21 protein-coding genes are annotated in these 21137 nt (G+C 63.6%); 2 read left to right on the top strand and 19 right to left on the bottom strand.

The features are described 5' to 3' along the window. Positions 1–147: 147 nt before the first annotated feature. From CATRI_RS02275 to eccCa, 4 genes are all read right to left on the bottom strand, one after another. On the bottom strand, positions 148–435 hold the full coding sequence (locus tag CATRI_RS02275) for a WXG100 family type VII secretion target (RefSeq protein WP_290219315.1): 288 nt from the start codon (positions 433–435) through the stop codon (positions 148–150). 26 nt (positions 436–461) lie between these two features. Continuing rightward, positions 462–779, bottom strand: coding sequence for a WXG100 family type VII secretion target (locus tag CATRI_RS02270; RefSeq protein WP_290219313.1), 318 nt, complete (start codon positions 777–779; stop codon positions 462–464). A 148-nt stretch (positions 780–927) separates the two neighbouring features. Continuing rightward, the gene (locus tag CATRI_RS02265; protein WP_290219311.1) at positions 928–1893 is read right to left on the bottom strand and encodes a type VII secretion-associated protein; all 966 of its coding nucleotides are present in this window, start codon (positions 1891–1893) and stop codon (positions 928–930) included. Continuing rightward, positions 1890–5501, bottom strand: a complete 3612-nt coding sequence (eccCa, locus tag CATRI_RS02260) for a type VII secretion protein EccCa (protein WP_290219309.1) — start codon at positions 5499–5501, stop codon at positions 1890–1892. The genes CATRI_RS02265 and eccCa overlap by 4 nt, the downstream gene beginning before the upstream one ends. A 236-nt stretch (positions 5502–5737) precedes the next feature. Between eccCa and eccD the strand changes: the two genes are divergently transcribed. Continuing rightward, positions 5738–7039 carry a type VII secretion integral membrane protein EccD gene (eccD, locus tag CATRI_RS02255; protein ID WP_290219306.1) on the top strand — a complete coding sequence of 434 codons (1302 nt, stop codon included), beginning with the start codon at positions 5738–5740 and terminating at the stop codon, positions 7037–7039. Continuing rightward, the gene (locus CATRI_RS02250; RefSeq protein WP_290219304.1) at positions 7036–8145 is read left to right on the top strand and encodes a S8 family serine peptidase; all 1110 of its coding nucleotides are present in this window, start codon (positions 7036–7038) and stop codon (positions 8143–8145) included. The genes eccD and CATRI_RS02250 overlap by 4 nt, the downstream gene beginning before the upstream one ends. A 73-nt stretch (positions 8146–8218) precedes the next feature. Here the strand turns inward: CATRI_RS02250 and CATRI_RS02245 are convergent, their stop codons facing one another. The 15 genes from CATRI_RS02245 to secY all read right to left on the bottom strand — a co-directional run bounded on the left by CATRI_RS02245 (position 8219) and on the right by secY (position 20757). Beyond that, positions 8219–8647 carry a TIGR02611 family protein gene (locus CATRI_RS02245; RefSeq protein ID WP_290219302.1) on the bottom strand — a complete coding sequence of 143 codons (429 nt, stop codon included), beginning with the start codon at positions 8645–8647 and terminating at the stop codon, positions 8219–8221. 38 nt (positions 8648–8685) lie between these two features. After that, the gene (eccB, locus tag CATRI_RS02240; RefSeq protein ID WP_290219300.1) at positions 8686–9915 is read right to left on the bottom strand and encodes a type VII secretion protein EccB; all 1230 of its coding nucleotides are present in this window, start codon (positions 9913–9915) and stop codon (positions 8686–8688) included. A gap of 48 nt (positions 9916–9963) precedes the next feature. Further along, positions 9964–12213 (bottom strand): DUF6541 family protein, encoded by a 2250-nt coding sequence (locus CATRI_RS02235; RefSeq protein WP_290219298.1) that lies wholly within the window; start codon positions 12211–12213, stop codon positions 9964–9966. A gap of 98 nt (positions 12214–12311) precedes the next feature. Further along, the gene (gene truA, locus CATRI_RS02230; protein WP_290219296.1) at positions 12312–13172 is read right to left on the bottom strand and encodes a tRNA pseudouridine(38-40) synthase TruA; all 861 of its coding nucleotides are present in this window, start codon (positions 13170–13172) and stop codon (positions 12312–12314) included. A 27-nt stretch (positions 13173–13199) separates the two neighbouring features. Then, positions 13200–13409: a YgaP family membrane protein gene (locus CATRI_RS02225; RefSeq protein ID WP_290219294.1), complete on the bottom strand. Its 210-nt coding sequence runs from the start codon at positions 13407–13409 to the stop codon at positions 13200–13202. 130 nt (positions 13410–13539) lie between these two features. Beyond that, positions 13540–14025, bottom strand: a complete 486-nt coding sequence (gene rplQ, locus CATRI_RS02220) for a 50S ribosomal protein L17 (protein WP_290219292.1) — start codon at positions 14023–14025, stop codon at positions 13540–13542. 45 nt (positions 14026–14070) lie between these two features. After that, positions 14071–15087: a DNA-directed RNA polymerase subunit alpha gene (locus CATRI_RS02215; protein WP_047252356.1), complete on the bottom strand. Its 1017-nt coding sequence runs from the start codon at positions 15085–15087 to the stop codon at positions 14071–14073. 105 nt (positions 15088–15192) lie between these two features. Further along, positions 15193–15798 carry a 30S ribosomal protein S4 gene (gene rpsD, locus CATRI_RS02210; protein WP_290219288.1) on the bottom strand — a complete coding sequence of 202 codons (606 nt, stop codon included), beginning with the start codon at positions 15796–15798 and terminating at the stop codon, positions 15193–15195. Positions 15799–15823: 25 nt separating this feature from the next. Continuing rightward, on the bottom strand, positions 15824–16228 hold the full coding sequence (gene rpsK, locus CATRI_RS02205) for a 30S ribosomal protein S11 (protein WP_047252354.1): 405 nt from the start codon (positions 16226–16228) through the stop codon (positions 15824–15826). A gap of 3 nt (positions 16229–16231) precedes the next feature. Next, positions 16232–16600: a 30S ribosomal protein S13 gene (rpsM, locus tag CATRI_RS02200; RefSeq protein ID WP_290219284.1), complete on the bottom strand. Its 369-nt coding sequence runs from the start codon at positions 16598–16600 to the stop codon at positions 16232–16234. A gap of 198 nt (positions 16601–16798) precedes the next feature. Beyond that, positions 16799–17017: a translation initiation factor IF-1 gene (infA, locus tag CATRI_RS02195; RefSeq protein WP_003854422.1), complete on the bottom strand. Its 219-nt coding sequence runs from the start codon at positions 17015–17017 to the stop codon at positions 16799–16801. A gap of 183 nt (positions 17018–17200) precedes the next feature. Then, a complete protein-coding gene (locus CATRI_RS02190; RefSeq protein WP_290219282.1) occupies positions 17201–17887 on the bottom strand; it encodes a L,D-transpeptidase in 687 nt (228 codons plus the stop codon). 104 nt (positions 17888–17991) lie between these two features. After that, positions 17992–18786, bottom strand: coding sequence for a type I methionyl aminopeptidase (gene map / locus CATRI_RS02185; protein ID WP_290219280.1), 795 nt, complete (start codon positions 18784–18786; stop codon positions 17992–17994). Between the two features lie 106 nt (positions 18787–18892). Continuing rightward, on the bottom strand, positions 18893–19438 hold the full coding sequence (locus CATRI_RS02180) for an adenylate kinase (RefSeq protein ID WP_290219278.1): 546 nt from the start codon (positions 19436–19438) through the stop codon (positions 18893–18895). After that, complete coding sequence (gene secY / locus CATRI_RS02175; RefSeq protein WP_290219277.1) at positions 19435–20757, bottom strand: preprotein translocase subunit SecY; 1323 nt, start codon at positions 20755–20757, stop codon at positions 19435–19437. Before secY ends, CATRI_RS02180 begins: the two co-directional genes overlap by 4 nt. Positions 20758–21137 lie beyond the last annotated feature (380 nt).

The following is a 21137-nucleotide window of genomic DNA, read 5'->3' as shown; positions in this document are numbered from 1 at the left end:
GGCTCAGAACGCCAAAACCACCCGCCAAGGAATGACTCCTCGGCGGGTGGTGTGGTGGACAAAGGTCGCGCAGCGGTTAGCCCAACCGCTCGCGGTGCTGGACCCAGGGTGCGTCTGCCATGGTGAACGGGCCCAGCACGCGGTCTGCTATCCCCAGCTGGCGGCGGCTCGACGGTTGACGTCGCTCATCCGCTCATTGCCCTGGGAGACAGTGCGGGAGATGGTGGCGAGAATGGTGTTGAGCTCGGCGGCCGAACGATCCCAGCGGGCCTGCGCCTCCGCGTATGCGGCAGCCGATTCACCTTCCCACGTTGCGGCCATCGGCTGGATCTGCGACTTGAGATCATCCAGCAGGCCGTTGATGCGCCCGGAGGTGGCATTGATATCACCGGCGGCAGCCTCGATGGCCCCGAACTGGTACTTAATAGCATCCATAATCAGTGTGCTCCTTATCAATTCCTCTAAAGCGCCAATCCCTGACCGCCAACGTTGCTAAACGCCTGCGCGTTATCAGCTTCGGTGGAATCAAAGGACTGGGCGTTGTGGCGAATGTTGTCAGAAATGCTGGTCAGCGCCTCGCGCAGCTCGCGGGCAGAGTTGTTCCACCGCTGCATGAGCGAATCAAAGCTGACCTGGGCAGAGCCGGCCCAGTTGCCGCGGACCCCGTCCACGACGCCCTGCAGGCGACCCAATTCCCCCTGTACCTCATTGTTAGTGCTATCGACCCGGCCGGCCGTAGCCAGCATCACATCGGATTCTGTTCTGAACATGCTGCTCATAGTGTGGTTCGCCCCTCCTCGAACGTGGGTACTAGTTGATAGTGGCGCCAGGCTGTTCCCGGCGCTCCCCCGAAAGGCCATCATGCTTTCCTTTCACCTTTGTTGGACTCCGCTTTCCTCCACCCGGTTCCCCGATACAGAGAAGTTTTTAGTAATCCCGGAGCTCGAGGCTATCCAGGGCCATCCGACAGGCCGCTTCCTGCGGGATCGTCGCCTCGGCGCGGGAGTGACAACCCACACTGAACTGGTGCCCGGCCTCCACCCAGGTGTGCCACACCACTTCGGAGCCATCGCCGGGGTCTTCGCGATAGCGAGTCAGCTCTTGCCCACGCGACCCGCTTTGTGGTTCCAAAGCATGCAGGCTGCCATCCTCCGCCACCATCTCGTGCACCCGCGCCAGCACCGCCGCAGCGGGCACGGAATACACCGGATCGGCCGAGAGGTGGATGCGCAGCCCGGGATCCTCCCCCAGCGCCATCAACCCACCATCACGGTCTTCGAGGCGAAACCCACCCGGCGCGCTCAGGCGCAGCCCGGAATGTTCGAGGATCACCTGCTGGGGTGAGGGAGTGCTTATCGACGTCGCCGTGTCCGGCGCCGTCGTCCGCTGCGGGGAGGCTGTCGTGGAGGTTTCCGACATAGGCTCGGCCACCACGGGTATCGGCCCGCTGTCCAGCGCCCACCAGCTCAAGCCGCCGATCGCCAGGACCACCGCCGCGACAACGAAATGGAACGGGCTGACCACTACCCCACCGGGGAGGCGATGGCGGCCGCTGTCGCTGGAGGGCCGGATAACCATGAGCTCTTCCTCCCGGGGACCGGGAAGAGGGGTTTCCCGCAGCGCCTCGGTGGGGTAGGCCGCGACTCCTTTGTTGAGGAAGCTGTGGGTGAGCACTTCGGTGGCGGATTCGTCGGCGTCAATGACGATCTCCACCTCGGGCCATTGCAGGTTGCATAGTTCGCGAGCCTGGTCGAGGACGGCCGGGAGCGCCCACCCGTCGACGATGCCGGTGCCCGGTAAGTCGTAGCGGTAGACCGTGTCGGGCCCTTCGAAGATGGTCGCGCTATCGAGCACGGTGATGGTCAATGTGACGGGGACGGCCGGGGCGCTCATTCTGTTTCCTCCTCACTGATGGCCACGTGGGCGATGCCGACGGTGTCTCCCCGTACCTGCCAGGTGCCGCGGCCGGGCGGTTGGGCGAGAGGTTTGATGCCGAAGATCGCGCCTTCGTCTCGGTCGGCGTCGAGAAGCATGACGGCCGGGGTCTGGTCTCGAACGGCGGAGAGAAAGGGCCCGAACAGGGCTCGCCCGACACCGCCGGCTTTACGGGCGAGCACGAGGTGGAGGCCGATGTCGCGGGAGTGCGGCAACAACTCCAGCAGGGGGTGGAGGAGGTGATCGGCGACGAGGTCGAGGTCGTCGATAAGCACGAAGATGTCGGGACCGGTCCACCAGGACCGGGCGGAAAGGTCCTGCGGAGTGATGTCCGGGCCAGGCAGGCGGGAACGCAGCGTGGTCACGGTATCGTCCAGCGCGGACTTCGTCGCGGGCGAGGTCGCCGAGTAAGCGGCGAGCATATCCTCGTCGAGCGCGCCCAGGTGCGCGCGCCGATGATCGACCACCACCATTCGTGCCTGCTCTGGACCCAGCTGGCTGATGCCCTTTGCCACCGTGCGCAGCAGCGTCGATTTTCCTGATCCCTGCCCACCGATACACACCAAGTGGGGGCTGGTAGCAGGCGCCCAGGCCAGGGTTTCCAGGCGAGGACCACCGACTGCCAGGGGGATGCCCGTACCAGGGACGGGTGCGAGTTCAGCCAGACTGATGCGTTCGGGCAACACCTTCAGGGCGGGGACGGCCGTACCCGAGATGCTGGCGATATGCCCGAGGTCCTGGGAGGAACTCAAGGCGATGAGCATGTTCCGCGCGTCATCGGTTACCCCCCTGCCCGGCAGCGAGGGCAACTTTTGCTGGGCCTTGCGATCAATGAGGGAATCCATCGACTCTCCCAGTTTCAATTCAAAGCGGGTGGTGATGAGGTCACGGATGGCCGGGCGCAGGATGGTCCAGCGCGGGGTGGACACCACGAGGTGCACGCGGGCGGAGGCGCCGTCGGCGGCGATGCGCGTAATCGAGTCCACCAGATCCTCGAAGTCGCCGACCACGCTGTGCCAGCCATCGACCACGAGGAAGGTGTGGCGATCCTCAGGAGCATCCACGAAGCCGGTGACCTCATCGATGATTCGGCGGACTCGTTCCGGATCGTGTCTATTGGCCACGCCGGCCACGTGCGGCAGGAGGGAGAGGTTTCCCAGCGTTCCACCACCCAAGTCGAGGACGTAAAAGCGGATGGCGCCCGTCTCGTGGGTGGCCGCCAGCGATGCGACAACCGTTCGCAGCGCAGTGGACTTGCCGGTCTGTGGTCCGCCGCACACCGCGAGGTGCCCGCCGCCGGTGGAAAAATCAACCACCAGCGGGTCCTGGCGCTGGTGATAAGGCAGGTCAATGATGCCCACTGCAGCCGACAGGAATCCGACATCGTCCGCCACTCCGGCCAGCTCGATGGCTGGTGGCAAGGGTTCGAGCCAGATCTTTCGGCCGCGCTGGCCGCGGGCGGAAGCGGTGGCGCGGGCCTTGTCCACGACGGCGTCGAGAAGCGTCGTGGATTCGTCGAGCACCGTGGGAGTTTCCTCGTCTTCCGCGAACTGCTCCCACCCGGTGAACAGGGCGACACGGCGCTCTCGGTTGCCCGGCAGTGCGGAGACGTCCCGGCGCACCAGGGGGCCGGAGACGTAGGCCGCCTGGAAGCGGGTGATGTCCTCAGCGTCATGTTTGAGGTAACCCGCGCCAGGTGTGCTGGGTAGATGATGGGCATCCGTAATGCCTAAGACCTGGCGCGATTCCGCGGCCGAGAAGGTCTTCAAACCGATGCGATAGGACAAGTGCGAGTCCAGCCCGCGGAGACGTCCCTCTTCGAGGCGCTGGCTGGCCAGCAACAGGTGAACGTGCAGGGAACGCCCGAGTCGGCCGACCGCGACGAAGAGGTCGGCGAAGTCTGGGTGGGCGGCGAGGAGCTCCGAAAACTCATCCACCACGATGAACAGGGCCGGGAGTGGTTCGAGGTCGTCGCGCCCGTTTAGCCGTGCCGCGGTGTAGTCACTGACGTTGGCAAAGTTGCCCGCCGTACGCAGGACCTCCTGGCGCCGATTGAGCTCACCGGAGATCGCGTCATACATCCGCTCGACGAGAATCGCCTCGTCGGCGAGGTTGGTGATCACTGCCGAGGTATGCGGCAATGACTCGCAACCGAGGAACGTGGCGCCACCTTTGAAGTCAACGAGCACGAGGTTAAGTTCCTCCGGGCTGTGCGTCGCCGCCAGCGACACCACGAGGGTGCGCAACAGCTCCGACTTTCCGCTGCCCGTCGCGCCGATGCACAACCCGTGCGGCCCCATCCCGCCGTGCGCGGATTCTTTAAGATCCAACCGCACCGGCACCCCTTGCTCCGTCGTCCCAATTGGCACGACCAGCCGCTGCCGCGACTGCAGTCGCCCCGGCCACATCGTCTCCGGGGTGAGCTGATCGATGTCGGCCAGCCCAATGAGGGAGGTCAGGTCGCGTCCACTGCTTTTCGATGCCCCGTCCGGCCGTCGGTAGCGCGTCATGGCCCGCGCCATAATCGTCGCCTCCCCCACCCGGAGTCGGTCCGGCACCCCCAGCACTTCCACTCCGGCGGCGGTATGCGCGCTCAACTCGGTGGCCGATGCCGCCAGGGAAAAACCCTCGGCCTCCGCCCGCATACCCAGCGCCGTCGTGGCCCGCGATCCGACGTCGATGATGGTGGTCCAGGCGGGATCATCCAGGTAAGGCTCCGTACCGGTGGTGGTCACCGAACTGACAATGAGTATCCGGTGGGCGGCATTCTCCGGCTCACGGGTGTGTGGCAGCCACTTCACCCATTCCCACCCCTCACCGATGACCTCGATGCCAACACGTTCCGGCCCATGCGCGGTGACCAACTGCGCGACGATTGCCCGCGCCAACTCCTGCGAGGCTGGCCCGGAAATGCCTAAGAAGCGGAAGGCCTGCAGCTGGACTGCCACCGGCATGTTCGGGCACACACTCACCGCCCGCACCGTCGACCGCAAACTGACCGCGCACACCGGATCAAGGTCTTCGGCCGCCCCCGAATCCGCCACCTGCACCGGAGTGCACAAACTCGTGTCCCCGATGCCGATCCGCACTTCCAACTCATCCGCATCCCCGGCTCCCTTCTCCCACAGTCGCCGAGTGTCCACCCGCGACCACAATTCACTGGGATCGGGGTGCCGATGAAACTCGTGGGCACGTTGCTGCTCGGCATGAGCCAGGGCCTTGTCGCGCAAGGCACCTAGGTGCCGCAGGTACGTGCGCCTCGTCTCATCAACGTCGTCGCCTTGGGGAGGAGCGAACATCATCACCATGGACATGCCCATCATGAGCGGAAACAGCAACATCATCGGGTTCGCCCCAGCGCCGCCCATAACCATGAGACCAACCATGAGCGCCATTCCGGCAATCATCACGATGGGCATGAGGATCCGCACCAACGGCAACGGCCCCGGGCGATGCGCCGGTGGCACCGCCTCTGCCGCCAACGTGCCCTGCGGCAATGGCGGCGTCGGCTCCCGCTCCGCGAGCGTGAGTGGTTCGACAATGCGCTCCACATCAGTTCCCAGCATTATTCATCCCCCTCTACCGCCCGAGGCCCCCGGTCACCCCAACCAGGAACAGTCGCCGCCTCGCGCGGAATAGCAAGGCTGATCCTAAAACACACGGCCCAAACTCGCAGGACGAGTGCCAGCGGTGGACAGCCCTGGCAGCTTGAGTGATGATGAGGCGACGCCGCGGGGCACACGGGGGTGTGCTCGTACCGCGGCTCGCACTGTCATCTAGCAGCCATCCGGGGGAATGCTTTGTGAGCGTCGACCATATTCTTCGCCTGACCGTCCGTTTCCAGGTCGGGGCTTACCGGCGGGAAGCAGACCTGGCCTTGCCCGCCGGTTCCGCGTTAGCAGATCTCATCCCAGAGATCGTCTCCTTGTGCGGCGCCCCGCGGATCTCCCGGCCGTGGCTGGCGACCACCGCCGCTGGATTGCCCCTCGACCCGGCGATTCCCCTGCATCAGACCTCGCTGGATCATGGTTCGGTGGTGGTATTGAGCCCGCGCCACGAGATACCAGCCCCGGTGATCCGTGACGCCGCCGAGTCGCTTGCCGCCACTACCTCCGGCCCTCGTGCGGAAGGCACGGCGATTGCGGGGACCGTGGCCGGATGCCTCGGCGCAGCGGTTCTGGTATCCCAAGGGCAGCCGGTATCTCATGCCCTGGCGGCCGCAGCCGTCCTGGCGTTGGTCATGCTGTTGTGGCGACGAAATTCAGCGGCATTGTCCCTGGTCGCCATCGGATTCGCGACGGCTGCTGCCGCGGCTTTCGTCGGGGAGACTTCCGCTGACCCCTTTGACTACGCCACCTTGAGTTGGCAGGCATTTGCCGCAGGAGGGGCGTTGGTGCTCACCTTGCTGCTCACCACCTTCATCGGCGGTCCTGGTCCCCGGGTGGCCGCCGTGCTCCTTGCCCTGGTTGCGATGGCATGCATCGCCGCCTCAGCCGCATACCTGCCCTCCCCCGATGCCCCCGCAGCTTTCGTCGCGGCCAGCGGCATCCTTGGGATGGCTCTTATTCCCGGCCTTGCGGTCCGCACCGCGGGGCTGAAAATTCCCCGCCTGCCCACAGCCGGCCAAGACCTTCAGATCGCGGATTCCGTGCAGCCAGACGTCAACCTGCGTGCCGTCCGTGCTCTGCGTATTCACGAGGGTCTGGCGATCGGCACCGCGATGGGCGTGGTACCGGCGTTGCTATACCTCGGCAACCAGGGCGGGGGCTTCGTTCTCGGCTTATGCGTCGCCTCAGCGGGAGCCACGATTCTCCACGCCGGGCGTCACCACCAGGCCGCGGCGGTCTGGGCCTGGCTGAGCGTTGGGCTAGCGGCGCTGGTCGGCGCTTGTTTGGCGGTTAGCAGCTACCCGCTGCAGATTGCCATCGCTCTCGGCCTCGTCGCGGCGGCGTTAAGCGCACCGCTGTGGGCCGCCAAGGTCTCCGAGCTGGAGCCGACGACCGTGGTGTGGTGGGAGCGCGCCGAATCGCTCGCCGTAGCCGCTTCACTTCCGCTGGCCGCCCATCTAGCAGGGCTATTCCTCCTGATCAGGGGGCTGGGATGAGGCTAGCTTTCGCCCTCTTTCTCTTGGCGCTTTCTACCCCGGCCGTCGCTGAGGCCCAAGAGCCCTCGTCCCCCTGTGCCGTTCCCATCGCGGCCGCCGACGCCGAGCCAACGCCCCGCCCCGCCACTCACCGCATTGCCACGGGGGAAGGCGTCGCCGTCGCGATTATCGACACGGGCGTAGCAGCCCACCCCGAGCTCGGCGAGGTTGAAGCCGTCGCCGACCTCGTCGCACGCGCCACGCCCGATCCCCATTTCGATTGCGACGGGCACGGCACCATCGTCGCTGGCATCGTGCGCGATATCGCCCCCGGCGCGCGCATCCTCAGTATCCGCCAGTCCAGTGCGCACTACCGCACCGATCGCGCCGATACCTCGGGAACGCTCGCAGGCCTCGCCGAAGCGATCACCCGGGCGGTCGACTCCGGCGCCCGCGTCATCAACGTCTCCGTCGTCTCCTGCGTCCCCGCCCATCAGGCACCGCTTATCGACGCCCGCGTCCTCGACGAGGCCCTCCATCACGCCGAGTCCGCAGGAGTCATCGTCGTCGCCGCGGCCGGCAACTCAGGCGGCAACTGCCACCCGGGCTCAGTGGTCTACCCCGCACACTCCCCGACCGTGCTGGCCGTTGCTGCCACCCACTCCCACGAGCCGCATTCATCAGCCGAGTATTCCCTCCCCGGTGAGCTCAGCGCCCCAGGCATCGTTGCCGCCGGCCTGTCACCGAGTGGAGAAGGTCGCGCCTCGGGAATGACGACCGGGAACGGGCAGACCTCCGCTTTCGAAGGCACCAGCTTCGCCGCCCCGGTGGTCAGCGGGGCCGCCGCACTTCTGCGCGAGAGGTACCCCGACGACTCGGCCGCCGACATCCGGGATCGGCTCTGGCACGCGGCTGAACCCGGACTCGGAGTGGTGGACCCCCACCGGGTGCTCACCTACTTAGCGGGCCCTCCCCTGCTAACGGCCGCGCGTGATTTCGTGGTCAAGGACCCTGCCCCGCGCGAGATCCCGGCGCGAGAGCGAGCTCTGTCGGTGCTCAGCGTGGTGGCTGGCCTGTTACTCATAGGACTGATCGTCCGACGGCTCCACAATGGCAATTCGAGTTGACCCATTAATCGAGAAGCACGTTCTGGCTACTCGATTAACGGGTCTACTCATATCGCAGTTTTGGCTAGACCGATCAGCGGCCATAGCCAATCTCCGCCATAAAGGAGTCGGCGATGTTAATCATGCCGTTGGACCAGGCGATCATGAACAAGGTGATGAATACGACCCAGATGACGACGATGAGTGCGACCACCAAGCTCACCCGCGTCGTGGAGGATTGCCGGTGGAACCAGGCGAAGAAGCGATCATAGAGGTGCACGCCCTTGCTCAGTAGGTTGTGGGCCCACTTCTGTTCCAAGGAGAGGATGCCCACGCCGACGAAGGTGGTCAGCCAGCCCTGCCCCGGTAGGGGGATGGTGATGAGGCCGATGATGAGGATCGTCCAGCCCAGCACCAGCGTCAGGGGGCGAACGAGGTAGCCGTATTTACCCTCTTTGGTTCGGGCATGGGTGGCGGAGAGCTTCTCCACTCGCTCGGACACCATCTCTCGCATTGTTGCCATACTAAGTAAACGGACAATCTGTCCTGAGAGTTCCCCTACTAGTACGTCGCGGTGAGGGCGGTACTGTGGTCGAGGTCCGGGCCCTGGGGAAGCAACCGGAGGATGGCCCAGGGGGCGGGGCTGGGTTCCGGCAACCCGAGGGCCAGCAACGTCGCCGCATCTGGAACAGGGTGCCGGAGTCCTGTGGCATCAACGACGTGGAAGCCGTGGCCGGAATCGACGGCGATGGCTGCGCCAACGGTGCCAAAGTAGCGATCAGCGATACCCTCCCCCGAAAGCGCGACTCCGCCGTCGTCGCTGGCGAGACGGGTGTGGACTTGCCCATCGTCCGCAGCACACACCTCCACGTCCAAGGGATCGACCCAGACCGGGGCGATGCTCGGCAGGCCCTCGATGACCGGGGCGTCCGCGAAGTCGCCCAGGCTGCTGCGAGACTCGGAGGTGGCTGGGATACCCATGTCCCGCAAGATCCGGGCTTGGGCATCAGTCAGGGGTGTGATCGAGTCGCCGAAGCGCGCCCAGGTTTGGTGCTCGGCGGTAAGGACGGCATCGGGAAGCGGGGACGGCAGGCGCAGCGGGGTGAGCTCGGAGACAGCCCCCAGGACCAACGCCTCTGGCTCCCACCGCGGGGTGTCCGCAGTGATGCCCAGGGCACGGCGCATGACCCTGCCGTCCGGACTGTCAGGATGGGGCAGCTCGGCCCGTCCGTCGTTTGTCAGCAACCACTCTTTGCCCACTCCGATGGCCAGCACTGCGCGGTGGCCGCCGAGCGGCGAGGTCTCGACTCCGGCGAGGACGTCGATCCCCGATGGGCCAGCGCAGGCGGCCCAGGTTGGGGACGCGGGGGCGTCGGCAAGCAGGAGCGGGGCAGGGTGGATCCCCAGGGGCGCGCCGCGATCGTAGGAGGCAAGGATCTGCGCGCCGACGCGGGCCGGCTCCGCCGGGGTGCCCGCAATGAGCCGCGCGGAGGCGAGATTGGCCACGGAATGGACCGTGTCATCGACCCGCACGAATAGCGCGCCGTCGGCGGTTTGGAGGATCGGAGCCTCACCCGGATCGGCGGCGGGCCGCAACCAGGCGAGCAGGCCCGCCCCCACGCTGACGAGCACCACCGCCACGAACCCGAACATGAGGGCGCGGCGACGCGACCCCAGCGGATCGTGGATCATCCGGATATCGCCCAGCACCAGCCCGTGCTCGACGCGGCGCTGCAGGAACTTATGCCCGGAAACTTGCGCCCGGGTGGTGGGCACGACATGCGTCTTCACGCCAATTTCCCCCTCGATGGATCCCCCCGGATCCTCTCAGGGCGAAGCTTAAGGGCGGGTGGCAGGAATCTCAACCGGAGGGGCCCCGCCGGGTACCTCCACCGGGTTGTCGCCGCCGAGATCGGGCTTGGTCGGGCGGTGGAAAATGGGATTGCCGTTTTCATCCATTTTCAGCGGGGGAAGCTGCCACGGGGAGTTGCCCGGCTGACGCATCTGGGTGAGCTGCTCATCGGTGAAGGCTTGATTGACGGCGAAGATGAACACGTTCTCGTCGTGGTAGACGGGTGTCACACCGGGAGCGTGCCAGAGGCCCTCAATGAGGTCGAGGTTGGGAACCTGGAAGTCCCAGAAACTCCCCGGAGAGATGAAGTAGTACGTGAGGCCCAGGTTCTTCGCGGCGGTGTCAACGTCGTTGGTCTGGTCCGGGTCATTGTGGTTGCCCACCCCGAGAAGGTTGCCGTGCCAAAACGCCATCGACGTATCCGAATCCGGTGCGGCATCGGGCCACTGGTAGTGGCGGTTGAGCGAGGGGAGTGAGTTGTAGGCGTACATCCAACCGTGGCCGTCTGCGGGCTCGCCCATGATGAAACCGTCGTAGGCGTGGGGTTGCTGGGCCAGCCAATCAAAGGCGCGCAGATCGACGTCCGAGACCATGCGCTGATCTAGGCGCGGGGCCTGCGCGGCCCAAGCGGCGCCGTCCATCGCCCGGTCGGTGGTGGCCCAGGCGATGGTTCCGGCTCCGGCGCCAATACCTAGGACGATCGAGGCGATGGTCGAGCCGAGGGCGAACTTTTTCACCGGACCCAAAGTGATAAGGCGGATCACCGCAGCGATGCCAATGCCTGCCGCTGCGAAAGTGAACATGGCCACCGGCATGACCAGGCGGTGAGGCGTGGCGTAGTGGAGATTGCCGATTGTTCCGAGCCAGTCGCCCCAGGGCTCGCCGAAGGGCATGAGTGCGTTGGCGGTCATCCACACCGAGAGCACATAGAAGACGGGGGCCCAGAAGTTACGGCGCCAGAACACCAAGACCACGGCACCGATGCCGGCTGCGATGAGCAACGTCCGGACATCAAAATCGGGGAACATGTCCGTGTGTCGAGTCTGCATGAGGAACGAGCGGACCCAGGATTCGCCCCGGGTGACATTCTCCGTCGCGGTGAAGGCAGCCACTTCCTCCGTAGAATCCGAGCCCGATAGCAACTGCGGCAACAGCACGACCGTGCCAACGCCCCCGGCCAGCGCCAGCCAACCAATATCCTTCAGACGGATAAGTACGCGCCCGAGCGCTGTTTCCATGCGGCGGGAAGGCACCCACACGAGGTAGAGCAGCCACCATAGCGCGAGGCCCACGATGACGATGGTGACAGCCGCCGGGTGCATCTGAACCATGCCGCCGAGCGCCAGGGCGGCCGCGAACGCCGCCTGGGGCCGGTAGGGGACGTGCATGAATAGGGCGAGGACGATACCGGAGGCAACCACAGCCGCCAGATAGGGCCACGCGCCGACGTAGGTACCAATCCAATACAGGACCGGGGAGGCGAACACGCCGACGGCGCCCAGGCCCGCGCCGAGCTGCGCCGTGAGGCCGCGGTTGCCCACCATCTTCCACGCGATCATTGCCACCGACAGCGGCAGGAGAATACCCGGAATGATGACGTTGGCTACGTTCAGCGCTGCGATTGGAGTGAGGTTAGCCAGCTCGCCGGCCAGCGCCGCTCCCGCGTGCCACCCCGAGGGGTAATAGAGATTGGCCCCGGTTTCCAAGTTGCGCAACTCGCCCATGCGAGTGGGGTCGGCTATCCCGTCATTCATGATCCAGCGGATCATCGCCCCGTGCCAGTGCACATCCCAGCCCTGCGGAATGTTCTCCAGCTGGTGAGGCACCTCATCGAAGAAGTCGAAGCCGCGCCGGAAGAACAGGTACATGCCCGTCAATGCACCCGCAGCCGGCAGGATCCATCGGGGGTCGAGGATGCCCCCTTCACGGCTGGAGATGAGCAAGCGCTGCTTCACAGACACGTCTGCATCCCGCGTGCGGCGTTGGACGAGGAGGAAACCCACGCGCCACAGGACCGCTAAGGCAATAAAGCCAAGGAAGACCAAGAAGTAGGAACCAACATCAAACCGTTTGTCCCACTGGCCGAGCATCCACGCCGCCAGGCCGATGGTGCCGAAGGTGACCGGCACGGAGGAAGCCAGCGCCCATGGCAGCTTGAGTCCGGAAACCCAGCCCAGCAGGGCACCCGGCGCCGTGTAAAACACGAACGCGATGAGTACCACCTGGTACAGCTCCACCCTCGACCGCCTTTGCTCCCTGGGTTAGGCATGGCTTCGGCCATATGACACAACAAAGTGTAACGAACGGACCCGACATCACCTATCTGGCTCGCCTGTCAGAGAGCTTTGCGACGATCCCGGGTCACCGCCGCCCGCGCCGCCAGCTCGGCGTCATCCGGGTAGTCAACTCCCACCAGGCTCAGCCCCTTCGCCGCCGCCACCGGCACCCGGGAGGAACGAGCGGACTCGGCCAGCAATTCGCTGGCAAAAGCTGCTTCTCTACGCCCCTCCCCCACCGCCAAGCACGTGCCCACCAGTGAGCGCACCATCGACCAACAAAAGGCGTCTGCCGTGACGTGCGCTTCATAGAGCTGCGGCTCCCACGAGGTGGAGACATCGCGCCAGGTGAACTCTTGTAAGTCACGCACGGTCGTCGCGTGGGGCTTGGCTTTGCAAAAGGCGGCGAAGTCGTGCAGGCCCACGAGGAAATCTGCCGTGTCCTGCATGGTGTCTAGGTTCACGCCCTTTGGCCACACGGCGGTGTCTCGCGAGCGCGTGGGCAATGCCCCCCGCGGATGGGTGGTGACCCGATAAACATAGTGCCGACGAAGAGCGGAAAAACGGGCATCAAATCCCTCGGGGGCAAACTGACACCCGTGCACCCGGACATCCTCCGGCAGCATTCGCCCCAAGCGGCGCACGAGACGGGCCGGGTCACCGTCAATGGAACGCTGATCAAGGCTGCTCAGGGGCACATCAAGGTGGGCTACCTGCCCGGCAGCGTGGACACCCGCATCGGTGCGACCAGCGACGGTGAGGGCGGCGTCGATACGCAAGATGCGCGACAGCGCATCCTCCACCACCCCCTGGACCGTGCGAAGCTCAGCGCCATTCTGTGGCTGCTGCCGGGCCCAGCCGTGGAAGTCGGTGCCGTCGTAGGCGAGGTCGAAGCGCAGGCGAGTCGTGGCGGTATCCATGGTGATCAAGAGGATACCGCCCCCGGACTAGCGGTTGGTTTTACAGGTGCTGATACCGAAGACCCGGTAGAGCGGGCAGAAACCGACAGCGGCGGTAGCGCCCAGGATAATGGCCACAATAATTAGGAGAATCCCAAGGAAAGAACTGGGCTTCAAGACGGTGAACGCGAGTATGAGAGCGACGACGGCAAGGGCGGCGCGGATGCCGCGATCGACGCCGGATTCGTTGGTTTTCATGACGGCCTTCCTAGATTTTTGGGTTCTAACCTGGCGCTTTCCATCCTACCCCGGCCAAGGACGCTTGCCAGAAGATGTGAAAAGCGCCCCTCCCGCCGGGGCGGAAAGGGCGCTGCTCAGAGCGAGGGAATTACTTCTCCTCGACCTCAGCCTCTTCGGTGACCTCTTCGGTGGTGGTCTCCTCGACGGGAGCCTCCTCCTCAGCAGCCTGCTTGGAAGCGGCTGCGCGGGTGGCACGGGAAGCCTCGCTGCTCACGGTCTCCTCGAGAACGAGGGAGATCTGAGACATCGGGGCGTTGTCGCCGGAGCGGTTCTCAAGCTTGATGATGCGGGTGTAGCCACCCTCACGGTTCTCAAACTTCGGGGCCAGCTCGTTGAAGAGGTAAGCCACGACGTCCTTCTGCGGGACATCAGCAAGCACCTGGCGACGGGCGGCAACAGAGCCGTCCTTGGCCTTGGTGATCAGCTTCTCCACGTAGGGACGCAGGACCTTGGCCTTGGCGTCAGTGGTCTTGATTGCGCCGTGCTCGAACAGCTGAGCAGCGAGGTTAGACAGAATCTTCTTCTGGTGCTGCGCGGAGCCGCCGAGACGGGCGCCCTTCTTAGGGGTAGGCATGTGAGTACTCCTCGATTACGTATGTGGTGAGCGCGAACGGGCGCTTTACTCAGAATCTTCCGCGTCGTTGTCGACGAAATCGCCGGTCTCAGCGTCGTAGCCCTCCAGGGTGGAGGGATCGAAATCCTCAGGGGCATCCTTCAAAGTCAGACCCAAGCCAGCGAGCTTGATCTTCACTTCGTTGATGGACTTCTGGCCGAAGTTGCGGATATCCAGCAGGTCCGACTCGGTGCACTCTGCGAGCTCACCGACGGTGTGGATCTCCTGACGCTTCAGGCAGTTGTACGAACGAACAGAGAAGTTCAAGTCCTCGATCGGCATGCCGTAAGCAGCGATGTACTCGGTCTCCTGCGGGGAGGGGCCGATCTCGATGCCTTCAGCGGCGGTGTTGAGCTCACGGGCGAGGCCGAAGAGCTCGACGAGGGTCTTACCTGCCGAAGCGACAGCGTCGCGGGCAGTGATGGAGTTCTTCGTCTCAACATCGATGACAAGCTTGTCAAAGTCGGTGCGCTGCTCAACACGAGTCGCCTCGACCTTGTAGCTGACCTTGAGCACCGGGGAGTAGATCTGGTCGACCGGGATGCGGCCGATGTCTCCTCCACCAGCAGTGGTGGCAGCCGGAACGTAGCCGCGGCCACGCTCCACAATGAGTTCGATGTCGAGCTTGGCATGCTCATTGAGAGTCGCGATGTGCAGATCCGGGTTGTGGATCTCCACACCAGCCGGCGGCTGAATGTCGCCGGCGGTGACTGCTCCCGGGCCTTCCTTGCTCAGGTACATGACCACCGGCTCGTCGGAGTCAGAGGACAGGACCAGACCCTTGATGTTGAGGATGATCTCAGAGACATCCTCCTTGACCCCGTTGATCGTGGTGAACTCGTGGAGCACACCCTCGAACTTGACGGAGGTCACAGCAGCGCCCGGGATGGACGACAGCAGGGTACGACGCAGCGAGTTACCGAGGGTGTAGCCGAAACCCGGCTCCAGCGGCTCGATGACGAACCGGGAACGTGCGGAGTCGATGAACTCCTCGGTGAGCGTGGGACGCTGGGAAATAAGCATGAAACTCTCCTTTGTCGGCGTCCGCTATTTGACGCCGTTGGAAAAAGGGATGGTGATGAGGGTGAAGATTCCCGCTGACCGGCGGCAAGCCGGTCGTCGGAAGTATTACTTCGAGTAAAGCTCGACGATGAGCTGCTCCTGCAGCGGAACGTCGATCTGAGCGCGCTCGGGCAACTGGTGCACGAGGATGCGCAGGGTGGTCGGAACGACCTGCAGCCAGGCCGGGACGATGGCGTCGATGAGGTTGTCCTGAGCCTCTTCGAACCAGATCATCTTCCGGGACTTGTCGCGAACGTCAATGATGTCGTACTGGGACACCTGGAAGGACGGGACGTTGACCTTCTTGCCGTTCACGGTGAAGTGACCGTGAGAAACCAGCTGGCGGGCCTGGCGGCGGGTGCGAGCCAGACCTGCGCGGTAGATCACGTTGTCAAGGCGGGACTCGAGGAGAACCAACAGGTTCTCGCCGGTCTTGCCCGGACGACGGTTAGCTTCCGCGTAGTAGCGGCGGAACTGCTTCTCCAGCACGCCGTAGGTGAAGCGAGCCTTCTGCTTCTCCTGCAGCTGCAGGAGGTACTCAGACTCCTTGATGCGAGCACGGCCAGCCTGCCCGGGCGGGTAGGGGCGGCGCTCAAACGCCATATCTCCGCCGACGAGGTCGACGCGGAGGCGACGGGACTTACGGGTTGCGGGGCCGGTATAACGAGCCATAGTAAGTTACTGTTCCTTTCCCTGTTTAGACGCGGCGACGCTTCGGCGGACGGCAGCCGTTGTGCGGCTGGGGGGTCACGTCGGAGATCGAGGACACCTCGAGGCCGGCGGCCTGGAGGGAACGGATAGCGGTCTCGCGGCCCGAGCCCGGACCCTTGACGAAAACGTCAACCTTCTTCATACCGTGATCCATTGCCTTACGGGCAGCGGACTCAGCAGCCATCTGTGCGGCGAACGGGGTGGACTTACGGGAGCCCTTGAACCCGACGTGGCCGGAGGAGGCCCAAGAGATGACAGCACCGTGCGGGTCCGTGATGGACACGATGGTGTTGTTGAAGGTGGACTTGATGTAAGCGTGGCCCTGGGCCACGTTCTTCTTTACGACGCGACGGCCAGTGCGGCGTGCGCCAGAGCGTGTCTTCGGAGGCATGAGTTACTTCTTCTTTCCGGCGATCGTCTTCTTCGGACCCTTACGCGTACGAGCGTTGGTCTTGGTGCGCTGGCCGCGAACGGGCAGGCCACGACGGTGGCGCAGGCCCTGGTAGCAGCCGATTTCAATCTTGCGACGGATGTCAGCCTGGACCTCGCGGCGGAGGTCACCCTCGACCTTCCAGGTGGCTTCGATGACGTCACGGAGAGCGGCAACCTGATCATCGGACAGGTTGTCGGTGCGCAGATCGGGAGAGATTCCAGTCTCTTCGAGCAGCTTGGTGGCACGGGCGGGGCCGATGCCGTAGATGTAAGTGAGTGCGACTTCCATGCGCTTGTTGCGCGGGAGGTCAACACCAGCAAGACGTGCCATGTGGCAGTACCTTTCGGGTTGTTACGGTGGTTTTCTCCCCACCCGTCCCCGCCAAGCGATGCTTTGCCCGGACCGATGACCGGACGATGGATCGTGATTCGCGAGGCTTCAGCCACCGTGGCCGAAGGTAAGTGAGCGCGCAAAGTCGCAGTAAAGCGACCATTCGAGAACGCCGTGGGGTGAGAAGGCGATTGGTTCTTACTTGTAGCGGTAAACGATGCGACCGCGGGTCAGGTCGTACGGAGACAGCTCCACAACGACGCGATCCTCGGGGAGGATACGGATGTAGTGCTGGCGCATCTTCCCACTGATGTGAGCAAGAACCTTGTGTCCGTTGTCGAGCTCGACTCGGAACATTGCATTCGGCAGGGGCTCGACAATGCGACCCTCAACCTCGATGGCGCCTTCCTTAGCCATATCCTCCACATTCCTGGTGTCAATCAAGTGCGACACCTGCATATTTACATAACTACGAACGATGCATCGGCGAACGCCCACACACCAACTGGACACTGTACCTGCTGGAGCGGGAAATACCAAACCCCACCGACGTAGTCAAACCGCCGGTGGGGTTCATCGAGCTTCGAACGCGAGCGAGTATTAGTAGACGTAAACCTTGTCGCCGATGTTCAAGTCAGCGAAGAACTTGGCAGCATCCCGCTCGTTGAGGCGAATGCAGCCGTGGGAGAGGATATTGGGATCTCCCTGGTGGAAGGCGATGCCATTGTAGGTGAAGTACACCGCGTAAGGCATGGGGGCGTTGTTGAACTCACGAGAGATTTCGTGGCGGACCTTGCGGTTGACATAGAAGGTGCCACGCGGGGTTTCGTAGCCAATGCGGCCCGGCCCGTGAAAGACGTCGCCGTAGTAGACCTGTCCGTCACGTTGCAGCCAGGTGCGGCGGCCATTGAGGTCGATGCAGGCCTTAGCGTCCTTCGGACATGATCCGTAGTCAAAGGAGGGCACCGGGGCGGGCGCGGGCGCAGCGACCGGAGCGGGCGCGGGAGCGGTTCGCTCATCGATGAGACCGGGGAAGACACCATTCACGGCATTATCGACGCCGCCGCGGATGGCGTCGGCCGCCTCTGGCGGCAGCCCGTTCACCCCTTGGTGGATGCCATTGCGAGCGTTCCAGGCGGCGTCACGCGCACCGTCCGTTGCTTGCGACGAGGCGTCACTCAGTGGCTGCTGAGCGGAGGCAATGCCCGGAGCGGCGATGATTAAAGTTGCGGCGGTGGCCGCCGCGGCGAAGGCGCCGACAATCCGGCGACGAAGGGAGGAACGCATGGGTGGAGTATATGACACGGCGAAGTAGTTTCTCGACTCGAAGGGGTTGATGTTTCCCAATGTTTACCCTGGTAGTGCCCCATATGCACCGCCAGTCACACCTGTCACTTGCGTGGCGTGAGAATGCGCGGTCCAGCGCCCGTCGCCGCCACCGTATGCTCCCAATGCGAAGAAAAAGAGCCATCGAGGGTGACCACTGTCCAGTCATCATCGAGCACTTCGGATTCAATAGTTCCGAGAGTGAGCATCGGCTCGATCGCCAATACCGACCCCTCCTGGATGAGCGGGCCGCGGCCCGCCCGGCCCTCATTGGCTAGGTACGGTTCCTCATGCAGGTGGCGCCCGATCCCGTGCCCGCCGTAGCCGTCAACGATGCCGAGCTGCACCCCGAACTTCTTTTCCGCCTGCCGGGTCGCCAGCTCGAGCGCGTGGGAGACATCCGTGAGCCGATTGCCGGGGAGCATAGCCTTGATCCCCTCCATGAGTACCCACTCCGTGGCTTGATTGAGCTTATCGACGTCCCCGTCAACCTCACCCACTCCGAAAGACCAGGCCGAATCCCCGATCCAGCCATCGAGGGTGGCTCCACAATCAATGGAGACCAGGTCACCTTCCTTGAGGATGTCCTTCTTGTTCGGGATTCCATGAACAATAACCTCATTGAGGGAGGTACAGATCGAACCACTAAAGCCGTTGTACCCCAGGAAAGTGGGCACGGCACCGGCATCGCGGATAGTAGCCTCAGCAACTTGGTCCAGCTCGAAAGTACTCACCCCCGGCTTCGCCGCCGCCTTCACGGCCTGCAGAGTGGCAGCCACGATTTCCCCGGCCGCCTGCATGGCATCGAGTTCACCGGCCGTGCGAGCCACAATGGCCTTGCTCTTCTTGCGGAATCCCATTGCCTATCTCCTTAAAACTTTGGGCCCACAGGGAAAGGGGCCACTCCCCCTCAGTGAGCGTGACACTGAAAGGAAAGCGGCCCCCACCTTGGGCAGCGAGTCGTACTTACTTGCCTAGGGCTTCCAGGGCGCGAGCGTTAATCTCCTCGACCTCACCCTCAGCCTCGATATTGATGATCTCCTCGCCGTAGTGATCAATCAGCGGGGCAGTTTCATCGCGATAGACGCCAAGGCGAGTGCGGATCGTCTCCTCGTTGTCATCGGCGCGACCACGAGAGAGCATGCGCTCAACCACGACGTCCTCCGCAACCTGGAAGTTCAACACCCCGTCGAGCTTCTGGCCATGACGCTCAAGCAGCTCGGCGAGAATGTCAGCCTGCTCGACCGTGCGCGGGAAGCCATCGAGGAGGAAACCGTTAGCGGCATCCGACTCTGCGAGGCGTGACTCCACCATGCGAGCGGTCACGTCGGTCGGCACGAGCTTGCCGGCATCCATATAGCTCTTGGCCTCTACCCCCAGTGGGGTGCCTTCGCCAATATTCGCGCGGAACAGATCGCCGGTGGAGATGTGGGGCACGCCCAGCTTCTCGGAGAGGAGAGCGGCCTGGGTGCCTTTGCCCGCACCGGGGGGTCCGAGGAGTACAAGTCTCATTTGAGCAGTCCTTCGTAGTTGCTTTGGAGAAGCTGGGATTCAATCTGCTTCACAGTGGTCAGGGCGACAGACACCATAATGAGGATGGCCGTACCGCCAAATGCCGTCATTCCTGCGCTGGTTTGACCGACGCCGAGGTCGAGCGCAATGTTCGGCAGGACGGCGATAATTCCCAGGTAGGCGGCACCGACGAAAAGCAGGCGATTCATCACATAGCCGAGATACTCGGCGGTGGGTCGTCCCGGACGGATGCCCGGGATAAATCCACCGTACTTCTTCATGTTCTCCGCCTGATCGTTCGGGTCGTACTGCACTGAGACGTAGAAGTAGGAGAAGAAGATGATCAAGATGAAGTACAAGACAATGTACTGCCACGAAGACGGCGTCATCAAGTGAGCAATCACATTGCGCTGCCACCAGTTATCCGCCGGAGCCACCGAACCGGAGTTCACGATTTCCGTGATGAGCACCGGCATGTAGATCAGCGAGGAAGCGAAGATGACCGGGATAACGCCGGCCTGGTTGACCTTCAGCGGAAGGTAGGTCGACGTGCCACCATACTGGCGGCGCCCCACCATTCGTTTGGCGTACTGCACCGGGATGCGGCGCTGACCCTGCTCGACGAACACGACGCCGATGACCAAGAGAATGACAGCAGCGAGCACCAGGGCGAACACGACGCCGCCCGAAGTCTGCAGAATGCTCGCGCCGTCGGTAGGCAGGCGAGTAGCAATGCCGGCGAAGATGAGCAGGGACATGCCGTTGCCCACGCCCTTCTCGGTGATGAGCTCGCCGAGCCACATGACGAGCATGGCACCCGAAGTCATCACCGTGACCAAGATAATGAGGTCCCAGAGGCTGCGGTCAGCGACGAGGACTTGGATTCCCTGACCTAGCAGCTGCTCACGATCCGCCAGGGCGACGATGCCCGAGGACTGCAGCAACGCCAGCGCCAACGTTAGGTAACGCGTGTATTGCGTCATCTTCGTCTGGCCGGACTGGCCCTCCTTTTTCAACTCCTCGAAGTGAGGAATGACGACAGTAAGGAGCTGCACGATAATGGATGCCGTGATGTACGGCATGATGCCGATGGCGAAGATCGACAGCTGCAACAGCGCACCACCGGAGAACAGGTTGATTAGCGAGTACACGCTGCCCTGCTCCTGCGTCAGTTCGCGCAGCCGCCCGCTGATCGATGCATAATCCACTCCCGGAGAGGGAATCTGCGCACCGATGCGGTACAGGATGACCATCAGCACAGTGAAGATAATCTTCTTGCGCAGATCGATATCCTTGAATGCCTGGATAATGGCGGACACTAAGCCTCCTGGCCCCACATCCCTGACCACGAACGATCAGGGCACGCGAGGGTTTGACACAATTGACTTGATCAGCCTACCAGTGTGTTGGCGGCCGGTCTCGGACGTGGGGCGATTATATGACCTTTAGAACCGGAACAACCAGCCGAACAGCCACCGTTTGTCTCGAAGAATTCCCCAAATCCGATGTAGACGGCATGTCCAGCGTTTGCCGGCTGCCGTCGGCCTTGAACTTGTTGACCCCCACGAAAGTGAAGTCGGGTACAGTGTCGCGCTCGGCGAGCACGTTGGCGCGGTCGAGCTACTTCTAGCCTTCGTCGGAGGTATTGAAGACGGAAGCTCTCGCGGATAGTCAAGGGTGGGTAGGCCTCTGCCATCTC

Source organism: Corynebacterium atrinae, assembly GCF_030408455.1.
Taxonomy (GTDB): domain Bacteria; phylum Actinomycetota; class Actinomycetes; order Mycobacteriales; family Mycobacteriaceae; genus Corynebacterium; species Corynebacterium atrinae.
The sequence above is the reverse complement of the archived record's forward strand: the minus strand, read 5'-3'. Positions and strand labels throughout refer to the sequence as shown.

What these genes read in the sequence shown, in the direction of transcription:
- CATRI_RS02270 (WP_290219313.1), bottom strand. Translation starts at nt 779, where the DNA reads ATGAGCAGCATGTTCAGAACAGAATCCGATGTGATGCTGGCTACGGCC.
- rpsM (WP_290219284.1), bottom strand. Translation starts at nt 16,600, where the DNA reads ATGGCACGTCTTGCTGGTGTTGACCTCCCGCGCAACAAGCGCATGGAA.
- rplQ (WP_290219292.1), bottom strand. Translation starts at nt 14,025, where the DNA reads ATGCCTACCCCTAAGAAGGGCGCCCGTCTCGGCGGCTCCGCGCAGCAC.
- CATRI_RS02215 (WP_047252356.1), bottom strand. Translation starts at nt 15,087, where the DNA reads ATGCTTATTTCCCAGCGTCCCACGCTCACCGAGGAGTTCATCGACTCC.
- map (WP_290219280.1), bottom strand. Translation starts at nt 18,786, where the DNA reads ATGGGATTCCGCAAGAAGAGCAAGGCCATTGTGGCTCGCACGGCCGGT.
- CATRI_RS02245 (WP_290219302.1), bottom strand. Translation starts at nt 8,647, where the DNA reads ATGGCAACAATGCGAGAGATGGTGTCCGAGCGAGTGGAGAAGCTCTCC.
- CATRI_RS02180 (WP_290219278.1), bottom strand. Translation starts at nt 19,438, where the DNA reads ATGAGACTTGTACTCCTCGGACCCCCCGGTGCGGGCAAAGGCACCCAG.
- CATRI_RS02250 (WP_290219304.1), top strand. Translation starts at nt 7,036, where the DNA reads ATGAGGCTAGCTTTCGCCCTCTTTCTCTTGGCGCTTTCTACCCCGGCC.
- CATRI_RS02265 (WP_290219311.1), bottom strand. Translation starts at nt 1,893, where the DNA reads ATGAGCGCCCCGGCCGTCCCCGTCACATTGACCATCACCGTGCTCGAT.
- CATRI_RS02190 (WP_290219282.1), bottom strand. Translation starts at nt 17,887, where the DNA reads ATGCGTTCCTCCCTTCGTCGCCGGATTGTCGGCGCCTTCGCCGCGGCG.
- CATRI_RS02225 (WP_290219294.1), bottom strand. Translation starts at nt 13,409, where the DNA reads ATGAAAACCAACGAATCCGGCGTCGATCGCGGCATCCGCGCCGCCCTT.
- eccCa (WP_290219309.1), bottom strand. Translation starts at nt 5,501, where the DNA reads ATGCTGGGAACTGATGTGGAGCGCATTGTCGAACCACTCACGCTCGCG.
- rpsD (WP_290219288.1), bottom strand. Translation starts at nt 15,798, where the DNA reads ATGGCTCGTTATACCGGCCCCGCAACCCGTAAGTCCCGTCGCCTCCGC.
- infA (WP_003854422.1), bottom strand. Translation starts at nt 17,017, where the DNA reads ATGGCTAAGGAAGGCGCCATCGAGGTTGAGGGTCGCATTGTCGAGCCC.
- rpsK (WP_047252354.1), bottom strand. Translation starts at nt 16,228, where the DNA reads ATGCCTCCGAAGACACGCTCTGGCGCACGCCGCACTGGCCGTCGCGTC.
- truA (WP_290219296.1), bottom strand. Translation starts at nt 13,172, where the DNA reads ATGGATACCGCCACGACTCGCCTGCGCTTCGACCTCGCCTACGACGGC.
- CATRI_RS02275 (WP_290219315.1), bottom strand. Translation starts at nt 435, where the DNA reads ATGGATGCTATTAAGTACCAGTTCGGGGCCATCGAGGCTGCCGCCGGT.